6 protein-coding genes are annotated in these 7,874 nt (G+C 58.0%); 4 read left to right on the plus strand and 2 right to left on the minus strand.

What is annotated here, in order from left to right; genetic code table 11:
* Window positions 1–468 (plus strand): tetratricopeptide repeat protein (locus VIL80_RS15030; RefSeq protein ID WP_332036907.1); only part of this gene is annotated, 468 nt, incomplete at its 5' end.
* 68 nt (window positions 469–536) lie between these two features.
* Here VIL80_RS15030 and VIL80_RS15035 read toward each other — a convergent pair.
* Both VIL80_RS15035 and VIL80_RS15040 read right to left on the minus strand, forming a co-directional pair.
* Window positions 537–2,051: an arylsulfatase gene (locus tag VIL80_RS15035; protein ID WP_332036908.1), complete on the minus strand. Its 1,515-nt coding sequence runs from the start codon at window positions 2,049–2,051 to the stop codon at window positions 537–539.
* A gap of 271 nt (window positions 2,052–2,322) precedes the next feature.
* Window positions 2,323–3,342: an AraC family transcriptional regulator gene (locus VIL80_RS15040; RefSeq protein ID WP_332036909.1), complete on the minus strand. Its 1,020-nt coding sequence runs from the start codon at window positions 3,340–3,342 to the stop codon at window positions 2,323–2,325.
* A gap of 269 nt (window positions 3,343–3,611) precedes the next feature.
* Between VIL80_RS15040 and VIL80_RS15045 the strand changes: the two genes are divergently transcribed.
* The 3 genes from VIL80_RS15045 to VIL80_RS15055 form a co-directional block, all read left to right on the plus strand.
* The gene (locus VIL80_RS15045) at window positions 3,612–6,191 is read left to right on the plus strand and encodes a TonB-dependent receptor (RefSeq protein WP_332036910.1); all 2,580 of its coding nucleotides are present in this window, start codon (window positions 3,612–3,614) and stop codon (window positions 6,189–6,191) included.
* Window positions 6,192–6,275: 84 nt separating this feature from the next.
* On the plus strand, window positions 6,276–7,337 hold the full coding sequence (locus VIL80_RS15050) for a zinc-binding dehydrogenase (protein WP_332036911.1): 1,062 nt from the start codon (window positions 6,276–6,278) through the stop codon (window positions 7,335–7,337).
* 16 nt (window positions 7,338–7,353) lie between these two features.
* A partial coding sequence (locus VIL80_RS15055) for an NAD-dependent epimerase/dehydratase family protein (protein ID WP_332036912.1) occupies window positions 7,354–7,874 on the plus strand: 521 nt, incomplete at its 3' end.

Here is a 7,874-nt window from a genome sequence, read left to right on the forward strand (position 1 = left end):
ATGTATTTCCAACAGGGCCAGCCGGCGAAGTCGGAAAAATATTTCCGCGACGCCATCGATCTGGAGCCGAGCTATAGCCCGGCCTATATCAACCTGGCGGATCTCTACCGCGCGACGGGGCGCGAACAGGAGAGCGAGCAGGTGTTGCGCGAGGCGCTGGCAACCGTCACGGATAAAACGCCGGTTGAGCACTCCCTGGGTTTGTCCCTGGTGCGCCAGAAAAAAATGTCGGAAGCGTTGGAGTACCTGCGCGCGGCGGCCCAAAGCGCCACGGCCCCCTCGCATTATGTATACGTATACGCCGTTGGCCTGAATTCACAGGGCAAGCCTGACGAGGCAATTCGGGAACTGGAGCAGGCGCTGGAGCGTTTTCCCGGAGACCGCCAGATTATCTCCGGGCTGGCTTCCCTCAATAACGAGCAGGGCAACGAGGCCGCGGCACAGAAATATCAACAGATGCTGCACTAATTGTTTGGTGTGCAGATAAAGCAAAAGCGCGGCCAATTGGCCGCGCTTTTAGGTTGTGCAAAGGAAAATTATTGGTTTTCCTGAGTCTGCATTGCCGCCTCGATCGCCTTGTTGATATTCAGCGATGCGGATTTATGGCGCGGTGGGAAATCCTTGAAGGTTGCCAGGTGCTCGTTCAGGATCTGGATTGCCGGTTGGAATACCCAGCTTTTGCGCATGATCTGGTGGAACCCGGTTACGCCGTCATAGTGTTCCAGAGGATCTTTGCGCAGGTTGAACAGCTTGGGCATGGTGTGAAACACCAGATCGCCATAATACAGTCCGTCGGGTTTTGTGGCGAAGTGCATTTTCCAGGGACCTACGCGCAGTGCAGTCAGCTGTGATTCGTAGTAGTAGAAGATCTTGTTGCGCGCAGATTTTTCACTTTTTCCCGTCCAGTAATCGAGGTTGTTTTCACCGTCGATATATACCTTATCGGACTTCTTCAGCTTCTCACGCAGGTTGGGTTCTCCCAGTGCCGCGGCAATGGTGGGGAACACATCCTCGTGGGAGGAAATGCCGTTCAGCTTCAGGCCTGCCGGAATATGGCCCGGCCAGCGCACCAGGAAGGGGACACGCACACCGCCCTCCCAGGTCGTCATTTTTTCACCGCGGAACCCAGTGGTGCCGGCGTCCGGCCAGGAGCTCTGCTCGGGGCCGTTGTCGGTGGTGTAGATGACGATGGTGTTGTCGGCCAGTCCCAGCTCTTCCAGCTTGTCCAGCAGCTTGCCCACTTGGCCGTCGTGCTCGATTAGCCCGCTGCCAAATACATCATCCTCAGAACTGATGTGTGTTGCCAGGTGACGGCTCTCTGGTTTCAGGTGGGTGTAAACGTGCATGCGGCTGGTGTTGTGCCAGATAAAAAATGGTTTGCCGGCTTTTTTTGCCCGCTCCATAAAATCCAGGCTGCGCTCAAGGATTTCCTCGTCGAAGGTTTCCATACGCTTGCGCGTCAGTGGGCCGGTGTCCTTGATGCGGCCGTCCGCATAGGATTCGATTACCCCGCGCGGACCAAATTTTTTCTTGAATTCCGCGTCTTTCGGATAGTCCTCCTGCTCCGGTTCCTCGGATACGTTCAGGTGGTAAAGGTTGCCGTAGAACTCGTCAAACCCGTGTTTGGTGGGCAGGTGCTGGTCCAGGTCACCAAGGTGGTTTTTACCATACTGGGCAGTCATATAGCCCTGTGCCTTGAGGAATTCCGCCAGCGTGGGATCCTTTTCATCGATACCCAGCGGATTGCCCGGCTGCCCCACGGTGGCCAGGCCCGAGCGCACCGGCAGCTGGCCTAGGAAGAACGCGGCGCGCCCGGCGGTACAGCTAGGTTGCGCATAGTGGTCGGTAAACAGCGCACCCTCGTTGGCGATGCGGTCGATATTGGGGGTGGGGTAGGTCATACCGAGGGAGTACGCACTCAGGGATAGCGAGGCCACATCGTCCACCATGATGGCGAGAATGTTGGGTTTCTCTGCCGCCTGTACTGCTGCCGCGGCGCCTATCCCGATTAACAGTGCGATGGATGCAAATCGCTTACGTAAACTGCCCAAAGGATGTCCTCCTCCATTCGTAAGGAAATTCACTGCTGGTGATACCTCTCAGCATAGCTGAGGTATTTCAAGGGTTTGGCTTTTTGCGCCGGATAGAGACTCCAAAATTGGAGTTAGGTAGAAATATTTTCGATGGCAGGTGCGAATTTGATATTGGTAATTGGAATATCAGAGGAGGGTGTCATCGCGATTCTTCCCTCCAATGAGATTGGAATTACGAACGCTTTGTCGTGGATTAATAAAGGAATTAAAAGCCAATAAAAATTGGCTGCTAGTAGGTTTCGCTGCGTTGACGGTTCCGGTCAACCATGGACGGTGGTAGCCCAAACCAGCGCCGGAAACTGCGACTGAATACGGCGAGGTCCGCATAGCCCAAGTTGAGCGCAATACTGGTGAGCGACATACTGCTTTTGTATACCGCCGTTTCCGCCACTTCTTTGCGGGTTTCTTCCAGCAATAAACGAAAGCTTGTCTGTGAGGATTCCAGGGCGCGCTGTAGTTTTTTCGGATGCATGCCGAGGCAGAGTGCGACGTTAGTCTTGCTGCAATCTCCGGTTGGTAATAGGCCGAGAATGGCATGTTTCACTAGGGGCGTCAGGTCGTTGTCGGAGCTGGTTTTCAGCTGCTCGAACTGGTTGGAGATGATTTCGTTGACCAGCCGCTCCAGTGCGCGCGGTTTTTTCCCGAGTGTTTCGCGATCGATATAAAAACCGTCGTGTTCCGCATTGAATTCCACTGGACAGGAAAATAGCTGCGAGTACAACTCTTTGCCTTTTTCCGGTGGGGGATGGCGAAAGAATACCCGGCTCGAATGCCACTGGTGGCCGGCCATATCCCGAATTAACTGATAGACAAGCCCGATACTGAGGGCCATCAGCTGCGGAAAGCGACCGGTCTGGGCGATCAGAATATCCAGCTTGAGCTCATATTCGCTGGTGTGCGTGGGCTCCATGGTGAGGATTGCGCCCTGCGCGTGCAGGTGGGTATGTTTGCTGCCGACGGCCAGTGCGCTGGCAATGCTGTCCTGGCGGGACATATAGGCACCGAACAGACCGAGCACATACAGGCCCTGGTTTATGCCCAGTCGCAAGCCGAAGGTTTCGCTGCCAATCTCCCGGGCGGTGAGTTCCAGCAGTTTGCCGAGCTTTTCATAGGGGATCAGGTTGTCGGGGTCGCGCAGTTGGCTGGAGGGGAGTCCAATGGCTTTCTGCAGCTGCACCGGGTTGGCACCCATCTTCCGTGCTAGCTCATCATATCCATTGAGGGACCCAGCTCTGACAAATTCAGTCATGCTCGTCTCTCATCGCTTCATTATTTTTATTCGTGGCAGCGTTTGCGGTCTGTCGCCGCTTTCTGCCTTACGTGACACATCACCGGTGTCACTGGCACAGAGCTTAACGCCGCTGTCCCATTTTGCAAAGTGGGTGTCCCAAAAAATCAAACCGAACTTCGCGGCCTCAATTAACCTCGGCATCGTTCCTGTAGTAGCCATGGGCATAACCGGCACAGACCGGCCAGACCCGCACGTATAAAAATAACGCTAACCGAGGACGCCTAGCGATGATTCAGTCACAACTCAGTGCTAAACGCACCATTCTCAGCAGTCTGATTTTTACCCTGATCCATATGCCTGCGCTGGCCCAGTCCAACGCGGAGGATGACGAACGCGACAGTAACGGCCGCGTTCTGGAAACCGTCACCGTTACCGCACAGAAGCGCGAGCAGTCCCTGCAGGACGTGCCGCTGTCGGTTTCGGCAATGACCGGAGAGACAATTCAGGAGGCGGGGATCGAACGCTTCGAGGATTTCTCGGCGTATATCCCCAACATGTCAGTCACCAAAAGCTCCATCTCCGACAAGATCAATATCCGCGGCATGCAGTCCGGCGAGCAGGCCGGCTTCGAGCAGTCCGTGGGTACCTTCGTCAACGGTATCTACCGCGGCCGTTCGGCGCAGTCGCGCTTTGCCTTCGTGGATGTAGAGCGCGTGGAAGTCCTGCGCGGCCCCCAGAGTATCCTGTTCGGCAAGAACACCGTGGCCGGTGCACTGAACATCACCAGCGCCCGCCCCACCGAAGATTTCACCGCGAAACTGAGTGCCGGCTATACCCCGGAGTTCGAGCAGACCGAACTCGAGGGTGTGGTGTCTGGCGAGCTCACCGAAGGTGTGCGCGGCCGTCTGGTACTGTTGTCCCGCGAGATGGACAAGGGCTGGGTTCACAACAATTTCTACGACACCAATGACCCCCGCAGCGACGAGATGATGGGGCGCGCCACCGTGGAGTGGGATGTCTCTGACAGCACCGTGATCACTGCGATCGCCGAAAGTGCGGACTTCGAAATGGGTGCCTTCCCGCACGCCACCATGGAGGCCGGTCCGCTGGCGGCTCTGGGTGCGATTGAGGGCTCCGATGTCACCAGCATGGGCAACACGAACCCCGTGCTGGATTTTGGCTCCACGCAAAAAATGACCGGTAGCCATAACGAATTCACGCTCATGAGCACAACGGAGTTCGACAACGGCACCCTCAATATTGTGGCCGGCCACTCCGCTTACGATTACGAGCGCTACCTGGACGCGGACTATTCCCCGCTGGATGGCCTGCGTTTTGACGATACCGAAGACTTCTCCCAGAACAGCCTGGAAGTGCGCTTCTCTTCCAGCATTGGCGACAATTTCGAGTACATGACCGGTCTCTACTGGCAGAAGCAGGACATGACCGTCGATGGCCTGTCGCTGTTCAATATCCCGGTACTGCAGCAGGTGCTGTACGGCGGCTGTGCCGCAGGCGTCGGCGCAATGGGTGGTGACCTGTCCTCCATCTACGTGGCCGGTAACGCGGTTGCCACCGGTGTCGGTGTGATTGGGCTCGGCGGCCCCGCCGGGCTGGTCAATGCCTGTGGTACCGCAGCGGCGTTTGACGGTGTGCCAGATGGAGTGGGCCGCTACGCGCGCCTGGATCAGCAGACCGATACCCTCGGCGCGTTTGCCCAGGGCACCTGGAATATTACCGACAGCCTGCGCACCACCCTCGGCCTGCGTTTCACCAGTGAAGAGAAGTCCGCGTACAAGGCCACCTATGCGGTGGACTTTGCCGAGCGCAATACCACGCCGTCAGAAATGGCCTGGGTCAATGCGGTGGCGAGCGGGGTAGGGGAGTTCACCAGCCACACCTTCACCCCGGACGACCCGGGTATGACCCGCAAGGAAGACAGCCCGACCTGGTCCGTGAACGTGCAGTATGACCTGAACGACAGCGTGATGACCTACGCCACGGTGTCTACTGGCTTCAAGGCGGGTGGTTTCAACTCCTTCTACATGCGCAGCCCGACCCGCAACAACGGTGCTTTCTCGGAAGACGTGAGCTTCGAGGAAGAAAAAGCGACCTCGTTTGAAATCGGCCTGAAGTCCACCCTGCTGGGCGGCGCGGCGGAACTGAATGTGGCGGCCTTCCAGACGCGCTTCGAGGATCTGCAGGCGGCGATTTTCAGCGGCAACACCACCTTCGAGGTGCAGAACGCGGCGGAGGCCACTTCCCAGGGTATCGAGATCGATGGCCGCTGGCTGGTGACCGACAACCTGACCCTGTCAGGCGCCCTGGGTCTGCTGGATTTCTCCTACGACAAGTTCCCCAACCAGGCGTGTACCAGCCCGCAGTTCCTGTCCGAGCGCGAGGCGCTGTTCCAGGCGGCTGGCGCGACGGGTGATATTGCCGGTCAGCTGGGCGCGGCACTGGGTTACAACAACGCGCTGTGTGCGGCGGCGGGTACCAATGACCTGTCTGGTCGCGGCGCTTCCAACGCACCGGATACCACCGCGTCGTTTGCGGCCAGTCACTATCTGGCGCTGGGCGATTACGAGCTGAAGTCCAATCTGGCGGTCAATTACTACAGCGATACCTACCGCTCCGATGACCTGGATCCGATCAGCCTGGAGCAGGGCAAGGCGTTCCTGAATGCCGGCCTGATCCTGATGCCGGCAGACGGCGACTGGCAGTTGTCCCTGACCGGTAAAAACCTGACCGACCGCGATCACTTCAACTACATCAACGATGTGCCGCTGTTTGCCGGTGCCTACAACTATATGCCGCTGGCGGGCCGTTCCTGGACCGTCAAATTCGCGTACACCCTGGGCAATTAACCGCGCCCGCGGCAGCGGTGCCGAAGTGCACCGCTGCCGTGTTGGACACATTCGCGAACGATAAAAATAGAGCGAGAACAATTTATGCAAACCATGCAATCCGTAGTGCTGCGCAATGGCAGCGTCCAGCTGGAAACCGTCGATGTGCCGCAACCGGGTCCGGGGCAGGTGCTGGTGAAATCCCTCGCCTGTGGTATTTGCGGTTCCGACCTGCACCTCACCCGCCACACCGACGAAGTGTTTGGCCTGTATAAAAAAATGGGGTTGATGCCGGCAGATCTTGAAGTGAATCCCGACATCATGCTGGGGCACGAATACAGTGCCGAGGTTGTGGCCTATGGTCCCGGTACCAAGGGCGAGCTGGCAGTGGGCACCCGCGTGACCAGTGTGCCGATCCTGATGTCACAGAATGGCGCCGGTATTGGTGTGACCCCGGGTGTGAATGGCGCTTACTCCGAATATTTCCTGCTGGACGAGGCGCTGATGCTGCCGCTGCCGGAAGGGGTTTCCCCACAGGCGGCTGCGATCACCGAACCGCTGGCGGTAGGCCTGCACTCGGTCAATCGCTCCGAAATCGGCGAGAACGAAGTAGCGCTGGTTGCCGGTTGTGGCCCCATTGGACTGGCGGTGATTGCGGCACTGCGCCTGCGCGGTGTGCAGCATATTGTCGCTTCCGACCCGCAGCCGTCGAGCCGCGCCATGGCGCTGGAATTCGGCGCTACCGAAGTCGTCGATCCCACCCAGGAAGATGAAGTGGTCAAGGCCGCAACCATCGCCGGGGAAAATCGTGTGGTGATTTTTGAATGCGTCGGCATTCATACATTGCTCACCAGCTTTATCCAGCGCGCGCCGGCGAAGGCCCGCCTGGTGGTCACCGGTGTTCATACCACCGAAACCCCGGTGAACTTCGCCTTTGCACTGGTGAAGGAAATGGATATCCGCTTTACCTACTACTACACCCCGGAAGAATTTGCCGAGTGTCTCGAGCGCATTGCCAAAGGGCTGGTGAACTGGAAAGCGCTGTGGACCGGCACCGTCGGTATTGACGGCGTGCCCGGTGCCTTCAAGACCCTGATGCAGCCCAATTCCCATATCAAGGTCATCGTCGAGCCCTGGCGCTCCGGCGAACTGGAACACGCGGAATAACCTGAGGTTAGCGGTTATGAAAAACGTATTTGTTACCGGTGCGGGCGGCTTTATCGGCCGCCATCTGGTGGCGCAGTTGCTGGCACAGGGCTGCAATGTCACCGCGCTGATGCTGCCCGGCGAACCGGTGCCGCAAACCTGGGAAGGACAGGTACGCACCGTTACTGGCGACGTGCGCAAACTCGACGCAGTCAGTGAAGAGATTGGCGAGGTGGATACCATCTTTCACCTGGCGGCGGTGGTGAGTGACTGGGGTTCGCGCCAGGAGCATGTAGACATCACCGTGCATGGCACCGAGCAGGCGATTCTTTTGGCGCTCAAGTGGAATGCGCGCTTTGTGGTGACCACCAGCATCGCAGCTTTTGCCAGTGCCATGGGCTCGGGCAAGTTGAATGAAGCCACCCCACGCGGTGTACCGGCCTCCAGCTACGAGTACGCCAAGCAGTTGCAGGAAGATGTGACCCTGCAAGCGGTGCGCGAGCAGGGTTTGCGTGCAGTGATCATCCGCCCGGCCAATGTGTACGGCGTCGGCAGTGT

It is taken from the genome of Microbulbifer sp., from assembly GCF_036563125.1.
Lineage (GTDB): Bacteria > Pseudomonadota > Gammaproteobacteria > Pseudomonadales > Cellvibrionaceae > Microbulbifer.

Bases quoted from the DNA above. Each gene is read 5' to 3' on its own strand.
- VIL80_RS15045 (WP_332036910.1), top strand. From the start codon at position 3,612: ATGATTCAGTCACAACTCAGTGCTAAACGCACCATTCTCAGCAGTCTG.
- VIL80_RS15040 (WP_332036909.1), bottom strand. From the start codon at position 3,342: ATGACTGAATTTGTCAGAGCTGGGTCCCTCAATGGATATGATGAGCTA.
- VIL80_RS15050 (WP_332036911.1), top strand. From the start codon at position 6,276: ATGCAAACCATGCAATCCGTAGTGCTGCGCAATGGCAGCGTCCAGCTG.